Here is a 19,768-nt window from a genome sequence, read left to right on the forward strand (position 1 = left end):
TACAGCCCGATCAGGCGGTGAGCAGCCCGGAGGAGAGTGCCACCAGCGTGCCGACCACCGCCGAGCAGCAGCAGACCAGGAGACCGGCGACCACCGCGAGGATCAACCAGACCCGGCGATCCCGCGCCACCGCCGCGACGCTCGGCCGGCGCACGTCCTCGGCGGCCCCGCCGTCACCATCCGTGGTCCCGGTCACCCCGGAAGTCTAGGCCCCGACATCGGCCCGGGACCGGGAACGCCGGACCGCGCGGCCCACTCATGATCGCGCCCGATCGTGGAAGTGGCGCCCTCCCCGAGCCGCCGAGGGGACCACTCCCACCATCGAGCGCGATCATGCCGACCCGACGGGTCAGGCGCGGCCGATGCGGTCCAGGATCCAGGCGTTGATGAACGCCTCCTCGCGCCACGCGTCGTAGCGACCGCTCGGACCGCCGTGCCCGGCACCCATCTCGGTCTTGAGCAGGTAGTCGCCGCCCGGGGCGACCGCCCGCAGCCGGGCGATCCACTTCGCTGGCTCCGAGTAGAGCACCCGGGTGTCGTTGAGGCTGGTCACCGCGAGGATCGCGGGGTAGTCCACAGCGGTCACGTTCTCGTACGGCGTGTAGGACTTCATGTACGCGTACACCTCGGGGTCCTCCAGTGGGTTGCCCCACTCCTCCCACTCGGTGACGGTCAGCGGCAGCGACGGGTCGAGGATCGAGGTGAGCGCGTCCACGAACGGCACCTGCGCGACGATCCCGGTGAAGGCGTCCGGCGCGAGGTTGGCGACCGCGCCCATCAGCAGGCCGCCGGCCGAGGCTCCCCGCGCGACCAGCCGGTCGCTGGCGGTCCAGCCGGCCTTGACAAGGTGCCGGGCGCAGGCGACGAAGTCGGTGAAGGTGTTCTTCTTGGCCAGCATCTTGCCCTGGTCGTACCAGCGCCGACCCAGCTCGCCGCCACCCCGGGTGTGCGCCACGGCGAAGACCACGCCCCGGTCCAGCAGGGACAGTCGGGCCACCGAGAACCACGGGTCCATGCTGGCCTCGTACGAGCCGTAGCCGTACAGCTCGCAGGGCGCCGAGCCGTCCCGGGGTGTGCCCACGCGGCAGACCAGCGAGATCGGCACCCGGGTGCCGTCGTCGGCGAGTGCCCAGTCACGGTGCTGCTCGTACTCGGCCGGGTCGTACGGCCGTCCGTCCGGGCCGGGCAGCACCGGCTTCTGCTTGCGCAGCACCATCTGCCGCGTGACCAGGTCGTAGTCGTACACCGAGTCGGGGGTGACCAGCGACGAGTACCGCAGGCGGACCTGCCCGGTGCGGTATTCCGGGTTGGCGTCCAGACCGACGCTGTACAGCGGCTCGGGGAAGTCGATGTCGTACGAGTCGTCGCTGCCCACCGGCAACACCCGCAGCCCGGTGAGCCCGTCGGTGCGCAGCGACACGACCAGGTGGTTGGCGAAGGCGTCCACGGCCTCCAGCCGGGTGCCGGGGGTGTGCTCGATGACCGGCACCCAGTCGCCCGGCGCGTCCGCGGAGGTGAACGCGAGCGCGAAGTCCTCCGCACCGTCGTTGTGCAGGATCAGGAAACGGTGGCCGTGGTGCTCCACCGCGTATTCGACGCCTTGGCGGCGGGGTGCGATCACGGCCGGGGCGCCGGTCGGGTTGCCGGCGGGGATGACCAGCACCTCGCTGGTCACCTTGCTGTGGATGTCGATCAGGATGAACTTTTCCGACCGGGTCAGCTCCACGCCGACCCAGAACCGCTCGTCGTCCTCCTGGTGGACCACCACGTCGTCGGCAGCGGCCGAGCCGACTGTGTGCCGCCAGACCCGGTTCGGCCGCCAGGCGTCGTCCACTGTCACGTAGAACAGCACCGAGGCGTCGGTCGACCAGGCGGTGCCGTAGAAGGTGTCGGGCACCTCGTCGGGCAGCAGCTCGCCGGTGGTCAGGTCCTTCACGCGCAGGGTGAACCGCTCGTCGCCGGAGAAGTCGGTGGAGTAGGCCAGCCAGCGACCGTCCGGGCTGACGTCGAACGCGCCCAGCGAGAAGAAGTCGTGCCCCTCGGCCAGGAGGTTGCCGTCGAGCAGCACCTCCTCGCCGTCGAGCGGGGCGCCGTCTGCGCTGACCGGCGGCTCGACCTCCCCGTCGCGGACCGCGCGGCGGCAGTGCACCCCGTACTGCTGGCCCTCGACCGTCCGGGTGTAGTACCAGTGCCCGCCCTTGCGGGTCGGCACGGACAGGTCGGTCTCCCTGGTGCGCTGGCGGGTCTCCTCGAACAGCGTCGTGCGCAGCTCGGCCAGGTGCGCCGTACGCGTGTCGGTGTACGCGTTCTCGGCGGTCAGGTAGGCGATCGTCTCCGGGTCGTCCTTGGCGGCGAGCCAGGCGTACTCGTCGACGACGGTGTCGCCGTGGTGGGTGCGCTCGCTGGGCACCCGCTTCGCCGCGGGCGGGGCAGTCTCGGTGGTCACGGCGGCCACGTTACCGGCCGGCACCCGCTGTACGCCGGACCAGCGGCATCCCGATAGCCCCTACCACGGCTTTCGAACACATGTACGATGAGCGCCATGGCGGCAGCAGCGAGTTCCCTCGGCCGGTCCGGAGCCCTCGAAATCACCCGGCGGTTGGCGGCGATCTGTGGCCCGCCGTTCTCCCGGCCGGGTGGGCCGGCCGACGAGGTGGCGGGGCGGCCGGCGCGGTGGGTGGCGGTGCCGGGCGGCCCGCACGCCGCTGCCGAGGTGCTGCGGCTGGCTGCCGCGCACGACCTGGCGGTGGTGCCCAGAGGCGCCGGCACGAAGATCGACTGGGGTGCCACGCCGGTTCAGGTCGACATCATGCTCGACACCGGCCGGCTGGCCGGCATCGGTCACGAGCCGGTCGGCGCGATGGTGGCCGAGGTGGGCGCCGGCACCCCACTGCGGGCGGTGCAGGCCACGCTGGAGCGCACCGGGCAGCGACTGGCGATGGATGCCCCTTCACCCGGCGCGACTCTCGGTGGGGTGCTCGCCGCGGGCGAGGCCGGCCCGCTGCGCCACCGCCACGGCAGCCCGTGTGACCAACTGCTCGGTGTCCGCTACCTCGCCGCCGACGGTGAGCTGGTGAGCGCCGGGGGTGGCGCGCCCGGGCTCGACCTGGCCCGGCTGCTCTGTGGCTCCCAGGGCGCGCTCGGTGTGCTGGTCTCGGCGACCCTGCGGGTGCAGCCGTTGCCGGCCAGCCGACTCTGGGTGTCCCGCCCGGTGTGGACACCGCTGGAGGTGCACGACCTGGTCCGGACGATCCTCGCCGCCCGGCTGGAGCCGTCAGCCATCGAGCTGGACCTGCCCGGAGGCACGCCACGGCCGCGCACCCCGTACCCGCCCGGCCACCCGGCGGCCACCGCCCGGGAGCGCCACCCGTCGATGTCCGGCCGGGCCGGTGCGCCGTCCCGGGCGGGCAGCCTGGTGGTGCTGTTGGAGGGCGGCCCCGCCGACGTCACCGAACGCGCCGAGCGCCTGGTCGGCCTGCTGCACGGGGAGGCGACGATCGCCCACTCCGCGCCGACGTGGTGGCGTCGCTACCCGTTCGCACCCGGCGACACGGCGCTGCGCCTGGAGGTGCCGATCGGTGACCTGCACGCCGCCGTCTACGCGCTGCGTGACGCGGCCGGCACCCCGGTGCCGGTTCGTGGGTCCGCAGGGCTGGGCGTGGTGCACGCGGCACTGCCCGGCGCGATGGCCCCCGATCGGGTGGCGTCCATCCTGGCCGCCGTCCGAGGGGTGTTGTTGGCCCGGCAGGGTCGTTGCGTGGTGGTCTCCGCGCCGACGGCTGTCCGGAGGTCCGTCGACCTGTGGGGCGAGCTGGCCGGCCTGGCCCAACTGCGGGCCGCCAAGGAGCACCTCGATCCGGAACACCGCCTCGCCCCCGGGCGCCTCCCCGGCGGTCTGTGAGCCCCACCCGGGTCGGTCAGTCCATCCACCAGCGGTGCATGTCCAGCAGCGGTGGGGTGAAGCGGGCCACCAGCACCAGCAGAGTGCCGACCGCCCCGGTCAACAGCAACGCCCGGGTCGCCCGGGGCAGGGCCTCGCGCTCCCTGGCGACAACTGCCACCGCGACGAGCGCCAGCGGCGGCCCGAGCACCGCTCCGACCAGATAGAGCATCGCAACCGGGGCGTGCAGCCAGAAGAACAGCATGTCCTTCGGGTCGTACGCGCCGGTCAGCATCTCGGCCGGGCCGACGCCAGCGGTCGCCATCCGAACCAGGTAGGACAGCAGCACGGCGAGGAACCCGCCGACGGTCGCCAGTTGCGCGACGACGAGGGCACGGACCGCCGGCCGGGAGTGCGGCGTGGCCTGCGCGACAGTCGACATGAGCGTCAATCTACCGAGCGGCCCCGGAATCCGGCTGCCGCAGACGGCGGTCAGGTCGCGTCGTTGCGGAGCACCAGGATGGCGATGTCGTCCCGGGGTGGCTCGACCGAGAAGTTGATCGCGGCGGAGCGCAGTCGGGCGGCCACCACGTCGGCTGAATATCCGGCCAGGGGCGCGGCCGCGTCCCGTAGGCGGTCGGTGCCGAACAGCTCCCGGCCGCGCCGGCGCTCGGTGACGCCATCGGTGTAGAAGATCAGCGAGTCGCCCGGTGCGAGCGCGATCTTCGCGGTCGGCGAGGTGATCGTGTCGAGCAGGCCGAGTGCGGTGCCCCCGGTGCCGACGAACCCCGCGCCGCCCGCGCCGGCCAGCAGCACCGGCCGGTCATGTCCGGCCAGGTGCAGCGACACGTCCAGCTGGTCGCCCTCGCCCGGGCCGACCGCCGCCAGCGCCAACGTGCAGTACCGGCCGCCACCCCGCTCGACCAGCGTCTCGTTGAGCCGCGCCAACGCCTCCGGCAACGGTTTGCCGTCGCCGACGAGGACCCGGATCACGTCCCGGACCAGCCCGGTCACCGCAGCGGCCTGGACACCCTTGCCCGAGACGTCGCCGATCACCACCAGCCAACGCCCGTCGGGCAGCGGCACCACGTCGTAGAAGTCGCCGCCCACCTCGGCGTCGTCGCCGGTCGGGACGTACTCGGCCGCGAAGCCGATCCCGTCCACCAGCGGCAGCACCGGTGGCAGCAGGGACTGCTGAAGCGTCTGCGCCACGCGGCGACGCTCGGCGTGGATCCGGGCGTTCTCGATCGCCAGCGCGGCCCGGCGGGCCACGTCCTCCAACACGGCGACCTCGTCCGGGTCGTGCCGGTGTCGCTGGTGCCGCCCCACCGCCAGGGTGCCGAGCCGCTGCCCGCGGGCGATCAGCGGCACCGCGAAACCCTCCATCGGGCCGCCCAGGGGGATCTGTGCCGCGCTGCGGGACGCCTCGCGCAGGCGAGCCTGGATCGAGTCCGGCCCGGTCTCCGCCAGCACCTTGTGCAGTTGCGGAAGCATCGACTCGTCGGCGTGGCTGGCCGCTGCCAGCCGCAGTCGGCCCCACTCGTCGGTGGTGTGCACCGCGCACCACTGGCCGAGCCGCGGCACCACCAACTGCGGCACCAGCGCCATGGTCAGGTCGACATCCAGCGACTGGGCGAGCAGCTCACTGGCCTCGGCCAGGAACGTCAGCCACACCTGCCGGCGGATGTCGGTCCTGCGCAGCCGGTCGTTCTCCAGGTGCAGCGACAGCCGCTCGGCGGTCAGCACCGCCAACGGCCGGGCGTACGCCGACGGCGCCGCGTCCAGCTCCAGCTCCCCGGCGTACGGGCGGTGCACCGTCAACGGCACCCGGAGCAGGTCGCTGCCGGGGCGGGGCGGCCGACCGAAGCGGGCCAACACCTGACGGCCCTGCCCGTCGCCCCGGTCGAGGCGGATCGAGCCCCCGGCCGCGCCCACCATCTCGGCGACGCGGCTGAGCAGGTTGGTGGCGAAGTCGGGCAGCGGGTCGTCCGCGTACAGGTCGGGGGCGGTCTGCATGAGTTCGCTCATCGCGCTGGCGCTCGGCGTGGGCCCGTCCGCGCTGGTGGCAGGCCCGGCGCTGGCCGGGGTCGACCCGCCGGCCGCGGTGCCCTCGGCCGACGGCTCGGTGCCGGGACGGTCCAGCCGGAACCAGACGCCCTTCCCGGTGGGCAGGTACGTCGTGCCCCAGCGGCTGGCGAAGTGGTCGACCAGCAGCAGGCCCCGGCCCCGCTCGGAGACCTCGTTGATCTCGGTGGAGTCGTTGCGGGCACCGACGGTCAGCTCGTCACCGGAGCCGGGCGCGAAGTCGGAGACGGTGACGGTCAGCCCGATCTCGTCGGCGACGACCTCGATGTCCAACTCGGTGCGCGCGTGCTCCACGGCGTTGGTGGTCAGCTCGGTGGTGAGCAGCAGGGCCTCGTTGGCCAGCTCGTCGAGGTGTGACTCGGTCAACACCGAGCGGACCACGGCGCGGGCGGCGGCCGGCGTACGACGGTCTGCGGGCAGGCGGACACGCCGGACCGCCCCGTCCCGGGCCCCGGCCGTCGCGGGCCCCGCCTCGGCTGACACCCCCGTATCCTCCACCGTCCCCCTGCCGGGTGCCAAGCTGATCACCTTGTCGCGCCTCCCTCCCTGGCGGAGGAGCGCACGCACCGTATCAACGCTTCCAGTAGAGCAGGGGCCCCTTCCGGCCAGCGCACCCTTCACCGGTATGCGTCGCTCGGGCGGGTTCGGCACCGCTGCGAGGTCTGCGGCGGGCTGTGCCCTATCGGCCTCCGTCGAGCCGGTCCGGATGGCGATCCGGGCCACCTGGCGGGTCGCGCACCCTGGCACTACGGCTCGCGCGGGCACAATATGGGGTGCCGGTGTGTCCGCACGGACCGGCGCCCCCCGAGTTGAGCGAGGAATGATGACCACGGCGAAGCAGTCGGTGGCGGATCCGTCCGCGCCCGACCACGAGGCGCTCCTCGGTGAGTTGACCGAGGCACTGCGACGGATCGGTCGCGGCGACCTGAAGGTCCGGCTTCCCCGCCGCGCCGGCAAGGCGGGTGAGGTGGCGGACGCCTTCAACGAGGTGGTCTCGCTCCAGGAGCGTCATCACCTGGACCTGCGGCGGATCAGCCGGATCGTCGGTCGCGACGGCCGGCTCACCGAGCGGCTGGACGACGAGGGGCTGGACGGCTCCTGGGCGGAGGGGCAGCGGGCGATCAACTCGCTGATCGACGACCTGGGCCGACCGACCACCGAGATCGCCCGGGTCATCGTGGCGGTCGCGGACGGCGACCTGTCCCAGCACATGGCGTTGGAGATCGACGGCCGGCCGCTGCGCGGTGAGTACCTGCGCATCGGGCGCACCGTGAACACGATGGTCGACCAGTTGTCCTCGTTCTCGAACGAGGTGACCCGGGTGGCCCGTGAGGTCGGCACCGAGGGCAAGTTGGGGGGCCAGGCCGACGTTCGGGGCGTCGCCGGCACCTGGAAGGACCTCACCGACTCGGTGAACACCATGGCGTCGAACCTCACCGGCCAGGTGCGGTCGATCTCGCAGGTGGCGACGGCGGTGGCCAAGGGCGACCTGTCGCAGAAGATCACGGTGGGCGCGCGCGGTGAGGTCGCCGAGTTGGCGGCCACGATGAACTACCTCACCGACACGCTGCGGCTCTTCGCCGAGCAGGTGACCCGGGTGGCCCGCGAGGTGGGCACCGAGGGCAAGTTGGGCGGTCAGGCCGAGGTGCCGAACGTGGCCGGCACGTGGAAGGACCTGACCGACAGCGTCAACTCGATGGCGTCGAACCTGACCGCCCAGGTCCGCAACATCGCCCAGGTGTCGACGGCGGTGGCGCGCGGTGACCTGTCGCAGAAGATCACGGTGGCGGCGCAGGGCGAGATCCTGGAGCTGAAGGACACCGTCAACACGATGGTGGACCAGTTGTCGTCGTTCGCCGACGAGGTGACCCGGGTGGCCCGTGAGGTGGGCATCGAGGGCAAGTTGGGCGGTCAGGCCCAGGTGCGGGGCGTCTCCGGCACCTGGCGGGACCTCACCGAGAACGTCAACCAGCTCGCCGGCAACCTGACCAGCCAGGTCCGCAACATCTCCCAGGTCTCCACCGCCGTGGCGAAGGGCGACCTGTCGCAGAAGATCACTGTCGACGCCCAGGGCGAGATCCTGGAGCTGAAGAACACCGTCAACACGATGGTGGACCAGTTGTCGTCGTTCGCCGACGAGGTGACCCGGGTGGCCCGTGAGGTGGGCACCGAGGGCAACCTGGGTGGTCAGGCGCAGGTGAAGGGCGTCAGTGGCACCTGGCGCGACCTCACGGACAACGTGAACTCGATGGCGTCGAACCTGACCAGCCAGGTCCGCAACATCGCCTCGGTGACCACCGCCGTGGCGAAGGGTGACCTGTCGCAGAAGATCACGGTGGATGCGCGGGGCGAGATCCTGGAGCTGAAGTCGACCGTCAACACGATGGTCGACCAGTTGTCGTCGTTCGCTGACGAGGTGACCCGGGTGGCCCGTGAGGTGGGCACCGAGGGCAAGCTCGGCGGCCAGGCCCAGGTGCGTGGCGTCGCCGGCACCTGGCGGGACCTGACCGACAACGTGAACTCGATGGCGTCGAACCTGACCGCCCAGGTCCGCAACATCGCCCAGGTCTCCACGGCGGTGGCGAAGGGTGACCTGTCGCAGAAGATCACGGTGGACGCGCGGGGCGAGATCCTGGAGCTGAAGTCGACCGTCAACACGATGGTCGACCAGTTGTCGTCGTTCGCCGACGAGGTGACCCGGGTGGCCCGTGAGGTGGGCACCGAGGGCAAGCTCGGCGGTCAGGCGCAGGTCAAGGGTGTCAGTGGCACCTGGCGGGACCTGACCGACAACGTGAACTCGATGGCGTCGAACCTGACCAGCCAGGTCCGCAACATCGCCTCGGTGACAACCGCCGTGGCAAAGGGTGACCTGTCACAGAAGATCACCGTGGACGCCCAGGGCGAGATCCTGGAACTCAAGTCGACTGTCAACACGATGGTCGACCAGTTGTCGTCGTTCGCCGACGAGGTGACCCGGGTCGCCCGTGAGGTCGGCATCGAGGGCAAGCTGGGCGGTCAGGCGCAGGTGAAGGGTGTTTCCGGCACCTGGCGGGACCTCACCGAGAACGTCAACCAGCTCGCCTCGACGCTGACCACGCAGTTGCGGGCCATCGCCCAGGTGTCCACGTCGGTGACCCGGGGCGACCTGACCCAGCGGATCGCCGTCAAGGCGCAGGGCGAGGTCGCCGAGCTGAAGGACAACATCAACCAGATGATCGTCACCCTCCGGGAGACGACCAAGAAGAACGCCGAGCAGGGCTGGTTGGACTCCAACCTGGCCCGCATCGGCGGCCTGTTGCAGGGCCAGCGCGACCTCGGCGAGGTCTGCCGCATGATCATGACGGAGGTGACCCCGCTGGTCGAAGCCCAGCTCGGAGCCTTCTTCCTGGCCGACGACACCGACGGCAGCATGCGACTGCGGCTCACCTCCTCGTACGGGTACGTGGCGCGGGGCAACGACGTCACCTTCGGGCCGGGCGAGGGGCTGGTCGGGCAGACCGCGCTGTCCCGCCGCACGATCCGGGTCAGCGCCTCCCCGAACAGCCGGCTCACCCTGCGTTCGGGTCTGGCCGAGACGCCCCCGTCCGACCTGGTGGTGCTCCCCGTGCTCTTCGAGGGCGAGCTGCTCGGCGTGATCGAGTTCGCCAGCGTGTCGGCCTTCTCCGACCTGCACCTCGCGTTCCTGGAGCGGCTGGTGCTCACCATCGGCATCGCGGTGAACACCATCCAGGCCAACCGGCGTACGGAGGAGCTGCTGGCCCAGTCGCAGCGGCTGGCGCACGAGATGCAGGAACAGTCGGCGGAGTTGCAGCGCACCAACGCCGAGCTGGAGGAGAAGGCCACTCTGCTCTCCGAGCAGAAGGGCAACATCGAGACGAAGAACCGGGAGATCGAGCTGGCCCGGCTCGGCCTTGAGGAGAAGGCGCAGCAGTTGACCCGCGCCTCGGCCTACAAGTCCGAGTTCCTGGCCAACATGAGCCATGAGCTGCGTACGCCGCTCAACTCGTTGCTGCTGTTGGCCCGCCTGCTGGCGGAGAACTCGGAGCAGAACCTCAGCCCGAAGCAGATCGAGTTCGCCCGGACCATCCACGGGTCCGGCTCGGACCTACTGCGCCTGATCGACGACATCCTCGACCTGTCCAAGATCGAGGCGGGCCGGATGGACGTCGAGCCGACCGAGATCCGCTTCGCCGAGCTGCGTGGCTACGTCGAGCAGGCGTTCGCGCCGCAGGCCGAGGAGAAGAACCTGGACTTCCAGGTACGCGTCAGCAAGGATCTGCCGCCGGCGTTGGTGACCGACGCGCAGCGGTTGCAGCAGATCCTGCGCAACCTGCTCTCCAACGCGGTGAAGTTCACCGACAACGGTGCGGTGACGCTGCGGATCGCCCCGGCGGCGGAGAACGCGGTCTTCGACGTGCCGGCGCTGACCAACGCCCAGCAGGTCATCGCGTTCACCGTGATCGACACCGGGATCGGCATCTCCGACGACAAGTTGTCGATCATCTTCGAGGCGTTCCAGCAGGCGGACGGCACGACCAGCCGGCGCTACGGCGGCACCGGCCTGGGCCTGTCGATCAGTCGCGACCTGGCCCGGTTGATCGGCGGCACCATCACCGTGTCGTCCGCGCCCGGGCAGGGGTCGACGTTCACCCTGTTCGTGCCGCAGGTGCTGGCTCCGGACGCGGTGGTCGCGCCCCAGGCTCCGTCTCCGCAGCGCGCCGGTCTGCCGTCGTCGCTGCTGATGCCGCCGCTGGAGCTGTTGTCGGAGCGGCCGGAGGCACCGGCCACCCGCCAACTGGACGGCGCCACCGTGCTGATCGTGGATGACGACGTCCGCAACGTCTTCGCCTTGACCAGCGCGTTGGAACTGCACGGGATGACCGTGCTGTACTCGGACAATGGAGCGGACGGTGTCCGTCTGTTGGCCGAGCATCCGGAGGTGGACATCGTGCTGATGGACGCCATGATGCCCGACCAGGACGGCTACGAGACGACCCGCCAGATCCGCCGCAACCACCGCTTCGCCGACCTGCCGGTGGTGTTCCTGACCGCGAAGGCGATGCCGGGTGACCGGGAGTCGGCGCTCGCTGCCGGGGGCAGCGACTACATCACCAAGCCGGTCGACCTGGACGACCTGATCGAGTTGATGTCGTCCTGGATCAACGGCAGCCGGACCGAGGAGACTTCGTGACCCAGTTGGCCAAGGCGCTGCTCGTGGACGACCGGCGGCAGAATCTGACGGCCCTGGAGGCGATCCTCCAGGGCCTGCCGGTCCAGTCCGTGGCGGTGGAGAGCGGTGAGGCGGCCCTCAAGCAGCTGTTGGTGGACGACTTCGCGGTGATCCTGCTGGACGCGCAGATGCCGGACATGGACGGCTTCGAGACGGCGAGCCACATCAAGCGCCGTGAGCGGACCAGGCACGTGCCGATCATCTTCCTGACGGCCGCTGACCGGGACGCCCAGCTCGCTCTCCGGGGCTACCAGGTGGGCGCGGTGGACTACCTGACGAAGCCGTTCGACCCGTGGGTGCTGCGCGCCAAGGTGTCGGTCTTCGTCGAGCTGTGGGTGAAGACCCGGCAGCTGGCCGCCCAGTCCGACCTGGTCCGGGAGCGCGACACGCAGTGGCGCAGGCTCACCGACGCGGTCGACGAGGCGACCACCCTGCTGCGGTCCGACGACGGGGAGGCCCGTGACCGGGCGGTGAGCATGTTGGAGCAGGCCCGCTGGGGCAACACCGCCTGACGCGGCGGGGCGGGTCGGGTCAGCCGGTGGGCTGGTCGTTGCGGATCATCAGGGCGCTGCGGAGGCCCGTGATGTCCAGGACGCGGATGAGGAAGTCACCCACGTGGGTCAGCATCAGCAGGCTCTGCGCGTGGCTGGCCTTGCGGCTGAGCACGACCAGGGTGCCCAGGCCCTGCGAGTCGCAGAAGGTGACGCCGCCGAGGTCGAGGACGATCTTCGGCGGCGGGTCGGCCAGCACCTCGTTGACCACTGTCGAGAGCTGCGCGGCCGTGAGCATGTCGATCTCACCGGCCAGGCGAAGCACAGCTTCGTCACCCGTCCGGTGTAGCGTGATGGACAGCTCGGCACGATCCACCCGGTCAGCCTAGCGCGATCCGACCGGTCCGGCCTGTTGAGGCCGCGAGCCGTCGCCGTCCAGGCCGAGCCCCCCGCATGTCGACGCTGCTGGCGGGTGCCGGCCACAGGTGAGCCTGGTAACCCCACCGCGGGGTGGCTGCTGGTGGGCCGTTCGTCGCTGACACAATGGCGGCATCGTGACCGACATATTTCCAGCCGGATCCGGCCGCTACCCGGCCGACGCGCCGGCCTCCGAGGCCCTGTTCGACCGCGCCCGCGCCATCGTGCCGGGCGGGGTGAACTCCCCCGTGCGCGCCTTCCAGGCGGTCGGCGGCACGCCGCGTTTCATGGTCCGTGGCGAGGGCCCGTGGCTGTACGACGCTGACGGCCGCCGCTACGTCGACCTGGTCTGCTCCTGGGGTCCGCTGATCCTCGGGCACGCCCACCCGGAGGTGGTGGAGGCCGTGCAGGCTGCCGCTGCCCGGGGCACCAGCTTCGGCACTCCCACCCCGGGTGAGGTGGAGCTGGCAGCCGAGCTGGTCGACCGCACCCCGATGGAGCAGGTTCGCCTGGTCAACTCGGGCACCGAGGCCACCATGTCGGCGATCCGGCTGGCTCGTGGCTTCACCGGCCGCTCCAAGATCATCAAGTTCGCTGGTTGCTACCACGGGCATGTCGACGCCCTGCTCGCCGCCGCCGGATCCGGCGTGGCCACCCTGGGCCTGCCCGACTCGCCCGGCGTGACCGGTGCGGCGGCCAGCGAGACCATCGTGCTGCCCTACAACGACATCCGGGCCGTCGAGGAGGCGTTCGCCGCCGAGGGCCCGCACATCGCAGCGGTGATCACCGAGGCGGCAGCCGGCAACATGGGTGTGGTCGCCCCCCGCGACGGCTTCAACCAGCAGCTCGCCCGGATCGCGCACGCGCACGGCGCCCTGCTCGTGGTGGACGAGGTGATGACCGGGTTCCGGGTGTCGCGCGCCGGGTGGCACGGCCTCGACGCCTCCGACGCCGACCTGTGGACGTACGGCAAGGTCATGGGTGGCGGCCTGCCCGCCGCCGCCTTCGGCGGGCGTGCGGACATCATGGCGCGACTCGCCCCGGCCGGCCCGGTCTACCAGGCCGGCACGCTCTCCGGTAACCCGCTGGCCTGCGCCGCCGGCCTGGCCACGCTGCGACTCGCCGACGAGTCGCTCTACCGCAAACTCGACGACACGGCCGCCGTCGTGGGCAAGCTGGCGTCCGACGCGCTGGGCGCCGCCGGGGTCCCGCACCGACTGTCGTACGCGGGCAGCATGTTCTCGATCTTCTTCACGGACGCCGACGTGATCGACTACGACAGCGCCCGCACTCAGCAGGTGCCGGCGTTCAAGGCGTTCTTCCACGCGATGCTCGCCGCCGGCGTCTACCTGCCGCCGAGCGCGTTCGAGTCATGGTTCGTGTCGGCGGCGATCGACGACGTCGCTCTGGAGCACATCGCCGACGCGCTGCCGACGGCGGCGAACGCGGCGGCAGCGGCTGGCCACGGGGGTTGACGTGCGCGCGAGGAGTGAGCCGGGTTTGCGAGCCCCGCAGTCGCAAACAAAGGGGGCACAGCGGTGAGCAAGACGGTGGTCCACGTGCTCCGGCACGGCGAGGTGTACAACCCCGACCAGATTCTCTACGGTCGGCTGCCCGGTTTCCGCCTCTCTGAGCTGGGCGTGCAGATGGCCAAGGCCGCCGCGGAGGGCCTGGCCGAGCGAGAGATCGTGCACGTGGTGGCCAGCCCGCTGGAACGCGCGCAGCAGACCGCCGAGCCGATCGCGGCCCAGTTCGGGCTCCCGGTCGGGGTGGACGAGCGGCTGATCGAGAGCGCCAACTGGTTCGAGGGCAAGAAGGTGTCGCCGGGCGACGGGTCGTTCCGTGACCCGCGCAACTGGTGGGTGCTGCGCGACCCGGTGACCCCGTCCTGGGGCGAGGCGTACCGGGTGATCGCCGAGCGGATGTTCGCCGCCGTGCAGGCCGCCCGGGTCGCCGCCGAGGGGCGCGAGGCGGTGCTGGTGTCGCACCAGCTCCCCATCTGGACGCTGCGCCGCTACGTCGAGCGCAAGCGGCTCTGGCACGACCCGCGCAAGCGGCAGTGTGGGCTGGCGAGCCTCACCTCGTTCCACTTCGACGACGCGAAGGTGGTGGGCATCGGCTACAGCGAGCCGGCCGCGCACCTGATCGCTCTCTCCGCGACCGCCCGGACGGCCAAGGGGGCCTGATGAACGCCCGGAGGTGGACCGCCGGTCTGCTCGCCGCCGTCGCCGCGGTGGCGCTGGTCGGCTGCACGTCGAAGGGGCAGGAGAAGACCTGCACGACCACCACCGACGGGATCTTCGAGTGCGCACCGGACCAGCGCTCCGCACCCCCGAAGGTCGCCGGTGAGCTGCTGCTCGGCGGCACCTACGACGTCAGCCAGGCTCGCGGGCAGGTGGTCGTGGTCAACTTCTGGGGTTCCTGGTGCGCGCCGTGCCGTGCCGAGGCGGACGACCTGGAAGCCGTCTACCAGGCCACCAAGGGTTCCGGGGTGAGCTTCCTCGGCATCAACGTCCAGGATTCGCGGGACAAGGCCAAGGCGTTCGAGAAGGGCCGCGTCACCTATCCGAGCCTGTTCGACCCGTCGAGCAAGACGGCACTCGCGCTGGACATCCCGCCGAACAGCGTGCCCGCGACGGTGGTGCTCGACCGGGACGGTCGGATCGCCGCGGTGATCCGGGCCGCCGTCAAGCAGGAGGGCCTGCAACCGATCGTCGAGCGGATCGCGGCTGAGAAACCGGCGCCCAACTGATGGGCGAGACCTTCCGGGAGCTGGCCCTGAGCGGGCCACTGCTGCTCGCCATCGGCGCGGCGGCGCTCGCCGGCCTGGTCAGCTTCCTCTCCCCGTGCGTGCTCCCACTCGTTCCCGGCTACCTCTCGTACGTCACCGGCCTGGCCGGTTCCGACCTCGAAGGCCGTGCACGGCAGGGCACCTCGTCGACCCCTGCGGCAGCGGAAGCCGCCGAGGCCAGCGACCGCGGAGGCGTCGCGGTCCGGGAGCGGATCGCGCGGGCCGGTGCCGTCAAGGGCCGGGTGCTCGCGGGCACGCTGCTCTTCATCGCCGGCTTCACCGCCGTCTTCGTCGCCACGGCGATCCTGTTCGCCGGCATCGGCCAGGTCTTCTTCGAGTACGAGCGGCAGCTCGAAATCGTCGTCGGCGCGTTGATCATCGTGCTCGGGTTCGGCTACCTCGGGATGATCCCCGCCCTGCAACGGGAGTTCCGGATCTCCCGGCTGCCGTCGGCCGGGCTGCTCGGCGCACCGGTCTTCGGCGCGGTCTTCGCACTCAGCTGGGTGCCCTGCACGGGCCCCACCCTCGGTGCGGTGATGGGCATGGCCACCGCCTCCGGGCAGAGCGACCGTGCCGTGGTGCTCGCCGTGGCGTACTGCCTCGGGTTGGGGATACCGTTCATCGTCTTCGGGTTGGGCTTCCAACGCCTGCTCGGGGTCTTCCGCGCCGTTCGGCGCAACAGCCGCTGGGTCACCCGGGTCGGCGGCGCCCTGCTCATCCTGATCGGCCTCGCGCTGGTCACCGGCGGATGGCAGAGCTTCGTGATCTGGTTGCAGACCACCGTCGGGGTGGGCGAGGTGAGCATCTGATGACGGTCGTCGACGACCGGCCGGAAACCGTGGCGCCAGCGCCACGCCGTCGGCCGAACCGCCTCCTGGCGCTGCTGCGCAACTCGTGGCGGCAGTTGACCAGCATGCGTACGGCGCTGATCCTGCTCTTCCTGCTCGCGATCGCGGCCATCCCCGGCTCGGTGCTGCCGCAGCGCGGGATCAGCCCGGAGAAGGTCAACGAGTACTTCGTCGACCACCCGGAATGGGCCCCCCGACTGGACCGGATCGGCGCGTTCGAGGTCTTCGGCTCGGTCTGGTTCTCCGCGATCTACCTGCTGCTGTTCACGTCCCTGATCGGCTGCATCACGCCCCGACTGCGGGACCACATCCGGGCGTTGCGGTCCCGCCCGCCGGCCGCGCCGAAGCGGATGGCGCGGCTGCCGCAGCACACAGTGCTGCCCGCCCCGCCCGGCGGCGCGGCGGCGATCGCCGAGGTGCTGCGCAAGCGCCGCTGGCGGGTGGAGGTCCGTGGCGACGAGGTCTCCGCCGAGAAGGGCTACCTCAAGGAGACCGGCAACCTGCTGTTCCACACGTCGTTGATCGCGGTGCTGATCAGCGTCGCCCTCGGCTCGTGGTACGGCTGGAGCGGCAACCGGCTGCTGGTGGCGGGCACGGACAACGCGTTCTGCAACACCCGGCAGCAGTACGCCGAGGCGAAGCTCGGCCCCCAGGTGGACAGCGCCGACCTGCCCCGCTTCTGCCTGCGGCTGGACGACTTCGAGGCCCGCTTCCTGCCGTCCGGTCAGCCGGAGTTCTTCAATGCCACGGTCACCGTCGACGGCCCGGACGAGCCGACCCGCAGCGCCGACTTCTCGGTGAACTCGCCGCTGCGCCTCGCCGACGCGAGCGTCTACCTGCTCGGCCACGGGTACGCCCCGGTGATCCGTTACACCGACCGGTTCGGCAACAGCCAGATCAGCGACGAACCGTTCCTCACCACCGGCGACATGGGGCTGACGAGTGAAGGGCTGGCCGCCTTCCCGGACGCGAACGTCGACCCGTCCACCGGCCAGCGCGCACCGGACGAGCAGATGGCGTTCACCGGCATCTACCTGCCCACCGCGCCCGAGCAGACGCCGTTCGTCCGCTCGGAATACCCGACCGAGCGCAACCCGGCACTGAACCTGGTCGCCTACCGGGGCAACCTCGGCCTGGACGCCGGCATCCCCAGCTCGGTCTACCAACTCGACCAGCGGCAGGTGCGGACCGGCAAGGTCCAGGAGGTCGGCACCAAGCTGCTCCGCAAGGGCGAGACCTGGAAGCTGGACGACGGCACCACCGTCGAGTTCCTGGGCACCGAGCGGTACGTCACCCTCTCCATCCGACACGACCCCGGCGCGACGCCACTGCTGATCAGCTGCGGCTTCCTGCTGGTCGGCCTGATGGGCTCGCTGTTCGGGCGACGCCGCCGGGTGTTCTTCCGGGTGGTGCCGGCCGACCCGGCGGAAGGATCTCCGACGGGCGGTAGTAGCTTGATGGAGGCCGGTGGGTTGCCGCGCACCGACTATCCAGGGTTCGCCGACGAGTTCGCCCAGCTCATCGCCGAGGTCAATGGCGACGAACGGGCGGCTGAGCGGGCCAGCACGGGCGCTGACTCCAGTGACCGGGCCGGCGTGCGAGAAGGAGCCGAGTGATGTCCGCACTCTCCGACAATCTGGTGACCTTCGCCATCCTGGCGTACCTGGTCGCGATGATCGGTCACGCCGTGGAGTACGCGTTGGGCAACGCGCGTACCCGGGTCGCCGCTGCGGCTCCGGTGCGCGAGCTGGTGGGTGCCGGCGGCGGCATCGTGCCGACGCCGCCCGCGCCCGTACCGTCGCAGCCCGGGGCCGACCGCTCCGCGCGACGGGCCCGCCTCGCCGGCCTGATCGGGGTGGGCGCCACCGCGGTCGCCGCCGTGCTGCACCTGGCGGCGCTGGTCACCCGTGGCCTCGCGGCCGACCGGATGCCGTGGGGCAACATGTACGAGTTCGTGCTCACTGTGACGTTCATCGGGGTCGCGGCCTGGCTGGTGGTGCTCTGGAAGCGGCCGTCGCTGCGCAAGCTCGGGCTGTTCCTCACGCTGGTGATGGTGCTGCTGGTCGCTACCGCCGAGCTGGTGCTGTACGTGCCGATCGTGCCGCTGGTGCCGGCACTGAACTCGTACTGGTTCGTCATCCACGTCTCGACCATCGTGTTCGCGTCCGGCATCTTCCTGCTCGGTGCGGTGCCGGCGGTCGGCTTCCTGATGCGCAACGGGTACGAGAACGGCAAGCGGAGCTTCCCGTACACCCTGGCCAAGCGGCTGCCCGCCGCGGCCGGGCTGGAGCGGTTGACCTTCACGCTGCACGCCTTCGCCTTCCCGATCTTCACCTTCGCGGTGATCGCCGGTGCCATCTGGGCCGAGGCGGCCTGGGGTCGGCCGTGGGGCTGGGACCCGAAGGAGACCTGGGCGTTTATCTCCTGGGTGGTGTACGCCGGTTACCTGCACGCCCGGGCCACGCCCAGCGTCAAGCGCAACGTGGCCACCTGGCTCGCGGTGCTCGGCTTCCTCACCATGCTGATGAACCTGTTCGGCGTGAACATCTTCTTCACCGGCCTGCACTCGTACGGTGGGCTGGACTGACCTGGCAACACGATGCGGGCCGGCCACTGATTCGTCAGTGACCGGCCCGCGTCGTTCAAAGGGCTTCGGTCAGCTCACCGTGACCGGGGCGATGTCGTTGCCCGGGTTGTCGTCCACCCGCGGGTAGCGGCCGTGTGGCTCGACCCTTCCGGGAGTGCCGGTGATGCGCTCGATCCGAAGGTCGAACGTGACCGTATGGCTGGTCCCGGCGAGGAACACGGCCTCCCGCCCGTTGCAGTACCAGGTTGCCGGGGCATCCGCCGTGCCCTCGTCACCGCCGAACGGCCAGCAGTCTGACGGATGGTCCACGACGGTGACTCCGACGGGTGGGGTGAAGTAGAACGCGCCGACGGTGTCGCCGGAGTTGGTGCCGTCCGGCACGCCCGGGCCCTCGTTGTGGAGGCCCACGGTGACCGGAACGGTGTCGCCGACGGCTCCGGTGACGGCGGCGCCCTGGGCGACGATGTCGAAGGCTCCCTGGACCTCCAGGTAGGTCCCACCGCCGGCGCCGGTCACCGTGATGGGGACTACGTCGAGCGGTGCACCGGCCGGCCGTAGGCGCAGTGCCTGGTCGGCGTCGCGGTGCTTGAACCTGACGCCGCTGGGGAGCGGCCCAGCGCTGGTCAGCGGCTCAACCATCTGGCCGATTCGCTTGCCGCCGAGGGTGGCTGGACCGACTGTGGTGAGAAACCCGCCCCGCAGCTCGTGCCGCTGGCCGGGCGCGAACGTGCCCCGCACGGTGCAGACGACAACGGTGGCGAGCACCTGGTCGGTGCCGTACCGGCAGTTGCGGTAGCTGGCCGGCACGAGGCCCACCGGGAAGCGCATGGTGAGCCGCAGATCCACGGCCGGCTGGTCACCGGCATTGACCACGGCCACCGGGACCGGGCGTGTGTCGCCCACCTCGACGCCGGAGACGTACTCGTCGACCATGTCGAGCAGGTCGGGCCCGGACCGCACGGTGACCGTCGCCTGCTGGGTGTACGCCTCGGTCTGCTCGCCGAACGCCGTGTAGTCGAGGGTGCCCGTCGCGCCGTCGACCGCGCCGGGAGCGGCCCGGAACACCACCGGCACGGTGCCGGTGAGCGTGCCGAACTCGTCGATGGCCGTCGGCGGCATCGGGCAGGTCACCGAAGTGCCCTGGTTGACGCAGAAGTCGGGGAAGCTGGCGGTGGCCACGCCAGCGAGGCCGGTCAGGTCGATGGTCACCCGAGGCTGGGTGGCTCCGGTGCTGGTCAGGGTCAACGGCACCGTGCGGCCGGGAGCGCCGGCCGCGCCGAGCGTCACGTCGCCCAGCCAGCCATTGACCCAACCCGGGTCGTCCTCGGCCGAGGCGGGCGTTGCCGCCGCGCCGATCATCGCCGTTGCGAGGACCAGCGTGGTCAGCCCGTGCACAAGCCTGCCACGCGTAACGCGCACAGATCTCATCGATCTCCTTG

15 protein-coding genes are annotated in these 19,768 nt (G+C 71.1%); 9 read left to right on the forward strand and 6 right to left on the reverse strand.

The window, feature by feature from the left end; all coding sequences use genetic code 11:
* Positions 1-10: 10 nt before the first annotated feature.
* Together GA0070619_RS29660 and GA0070619_RS29665 are read right to left on the reverse strand one after the other, a co-directional pair.
* A complete protein-coding gene (locus GA0070619_RS29660) occupies positions 11-196 on the reverse strand; it encodes a hypothetical protein (protein WP_088951065.1) in 186 nt (61 codons plus the stop codon).
* A 153-nt stretch (positions 197-349) separates the two neighbouring features.
* A complete protein-coding gene (locus GA0070619_RS29665) occupies positions 350-2,446 on the reverse strand; it encodes a S9 family peptidase (RefSeq protein ID WP_088952139.1) in 2,097 nt (698 codons plus the stop codon).
* Between the two features lie 96 nt (positions 2,447-2,542).
* Between GA0070619_RS29665 and GA0070619_RS29670 the strand changes: the two genes are divergently transcribed.
* Positions 2,543-3,901 (forward strand): FAD-binding oxidoreductase, encoded by a 1,359-nt coding sequence (locus GA0070619_RS29670; RefSeq protein WP_088951066.1) that lies wholly within the window; start codon positions 2,543-2,545, stop codon positions 3,899-3,901.
* A gap of 16 nt (positions 3,902-3,917) precedes the next feature.
* On the opposite strand, the gene GA0070619_RS29675 is transcribed toward GA0070619_RS29670, so the two are convergent.
* Positions 3,918-4,322 carry a hypothetical protein gene (locus GA0070619_RS29675; RefSeq protein WP_088951067.1) on the reverse strand — a complete coding sequence of 135 codons (405 nt, stop codon included), beginning with the start codon at positions 4,320-4,322 and terminating at the stop codon, positions 3,918-3,920.
* A gap of 50 nt (positions 4,323-4,372) precedes the next feature.
* Positions 4,373-6,448: a SpoIIE family protein phosphatase gene (locus GA0070619_RS29680; protein ID WP_088951068.1), complete on the reverse strand. Its 2,076-nt coding sequence runs from the start codon at positions 6,446-6,448 to the stop codon at positions 4,373-4,375.
* A gap of 340 nt (positions 6,449-6,788) precedes the next feature.
* On the opposite strand from GA0070619_RS29680, the gene GA0070619_RS29685 reads away from it, so the two are divergent.
* Together GA0070619_RS29685 and GA0070619_RS29690 are read left to right on the forward strand one after the other, a co-directional pair.
* Positions 6,789-11,156 (forward strand): HAMP domain-containing protein, encoded by a 4,368-nt coding sequence (locus tag GA0070619_RS29685; RefSeq protein WP_088952140.1) that lies wholly within the window; start codon positions 6,789-6,791, stop codon positions 11,154-11,156.
* Positions 11,153-11,707, forward strand: a complete 555-nt coding sequence (locus GA0070619_RS29690) for a response regulator (RefSeq protein WP_088951069.1) — start codon at positions 11,153-11,155, stop codon at positions 11,705-11,707. The genes GA0070619_RS29685 and GA0070619_RS29690 overlap by 4 nt, the downstream gene beginning before the upstream one ends.
* 19 nt (positions 11,708-11,726) lie before the next feature.
* On the opposite strand, the gene GA0070619_RS29695 is transcribed toward GA0070619_RS29690, so the two are convergent.
* Positions 11,727-12,062 carry an STAS domain-containing protein gene (locus GA0070619_RS29695; RefSeq protein ID WP_088951070.1) on the reverse strand — a complete coding sequence of 112 codons (336 nt, stop codon included), beginning with the start codon at positions 12,060-12,062 and terminating at the stop codon, positions 11,727-11,729.
* 178 nt (positions 12,063-12,240) lie between these two features.
* Here GA0070619_RS29695 and hemL point away from each other — a divergent pair, with 178 nt between their 5' ends.
* The 6 genes from hemL to ccsB all read left to right on the forward strand — a co-directional run bounded on the left by hemL (position 12,241) and on the right by ccsB (position 18,329).
* Positions 12,241-13,578, forward strand: coding sequence for a glutamate-1-semialdehyde 2,1-aminomutase (gene hemL / locus GA0070619_RS29700; RefSeq protein WP_088951071.1), 1,338 nt, complete (start codon positions 12,241-12,243; stop codon positions 13,576-13,578).
* Between the two features lie 63 nt (positions 13,579-13,641).
* A complete protein-coding gene (locus tag GA0070619_RS29705) occupies positions 13,642-14,289 on the forward strand; it encodes a histidine phosphatase family protein (protein WP_088951072.1) in 648 nt (215 codons plus the stop codon).
* The gene (locus GA0070619_RS29710) at positions 14,289-14,855 is read left to right on the forward strand and encodes a TlpA family protein disulfide reductase (protein ID WP_088951073.1); all 567 of its coding nucleotides are present in this window, start codon (positions 14,289-14,291) and stop codon (positions 14,853-14,855) included. The genes GA0070619_RS29705 and GA0070619_RS29710 overlap by 1 nt, the downstream gene beginning before the upstream one ends.
* Positions 14,855-15,703: a cytochrome c biogenesis CcdA family protein gene (locus tag GA0070619_RS29715; RefSeq protein ID WP_088951074.1), complete on the forward strand. Its 849-nt coding sequence runs from the start codon at positions 14,855-14,857 to the stop codon at positions 15,701-15,703. The genes GA0070619_RS29710 and GA0070619_RS29715 overlap by 1 nt, the downstream gene beginning before the upstream one ends.
* Positions 15,703-17,358 carry a cytochrome c biogenesis protein ResB gene (gene resB, locus GA0070619_RS29720; RefSeq protein ID WP_088951075.1) on the forward strand — a complete coding sequence of 552 codons (1,656 nt, stop codon included), beginning with the start codon at positions 15,703-15,705 and terminating at the stop codon, positions 17,356-17,358. Before GA0070619_RS29715 ends, resB begins: the two co-directional genes overlap by 1 nt.
* A complete protein-coding gene (gene ccsB, locus GA0070619_RS29725; RefSeq protein ID WP_088951076.1) occupies positions 17,358-18,329 on the forward strand; it encodes a c-type cytochrome biogenesis protein CcsB in 972 nt (323 codons plus the stop codon). The genes resB and ccsB overlap by 1 nt, the downstream gene beginning before the upstream one ends.
* Positions 18,330-18,398: 69 nt before the next feature.
* Here the strand turns inward: ccsB and GA0070619_RS29730 are convergent, their stop codons facing one another.
* Positions 18,399-19,757 carry a COG1361 family protein gene (locus GA0070619_RS29730; protein ID WP_157744104.1) on the reverse strand — a complete coding sequence of 453 codons (1,359 nt, stop codon included), beginning with the start codon at positions 19,755-19,757 and terminating at the stop codon, positions 18,399-18,401.
* Positions 19,758-19,768 lie beyond the last annotated feature (11 nt).

The sequence above is a fragment of the Micromonospora zamorensis genome, assembly GCF_900090275.1.
In the GTDB taxonomy this organism is placed as follows: Bacteria; Actinomycetota; Actinomycetes; order Mycobacteriales; family Micromonosporaceae; genus Micromonospora; species Micromonospora zamorensis.

Coding starts and splice junctions, on each gene's coding strand:
- GA0070619_RS29670 (WP_088951066.1), top strand. CDS start 2,543: ATGGCGGCAGCAGCGAGTTCCCTCGGCCGGTCCGGAGCCCTCGAAATC.
- GA0070619_RS29730 (WP_157744104.1), bottom strand. CDS start 19,757: ATGAGATCTGTGCGCGTTACGCGTGGCAGGCTTGTGCACGGGCTGACC.
- GA0070619_RS29675 (WP_088951067.1), bottom strand. CDS start 4,322: ATGTCGACTGTCGCGCAGGCCACGCCGCACTCCCGGCCGGCGGTCCGT.
- GA0070619_RS29710 (WP_088951073.1), top strand. CDS start 14,289: ATGAACGCCCGGAGGTGGACCGCCGGTCTGCTCGCCGCCGTCGCCGCG.
- ccsB (WP_088951076.1), top strand. CDS start 17,358: ATGTCCGCACTCTCCGACAATCTGGTGACCTTCGCCATCCTGGCGTAC.
- GA0070619_RS29685 (WP_088952140.1), top strand. CDS start 6,789: ATGACCACGGCGAAGCAGTCGGTGGCGGATCCGTCCGCGCCCGACCAC.
- resB (WP_088951075.1), top strand. CDS start 15,703: ATGACGGTCGTCGACGACCGGCCGGAAACCGTGGCGCCAGCGCCACGC.
- GA0070619_RS29715 (WP_088951074.1), top strand. CDS start 14,855: ATGGGCGAGACCTTCCGGGAGCTGGCCCTGAGCGGGCCACTGCTGCTC.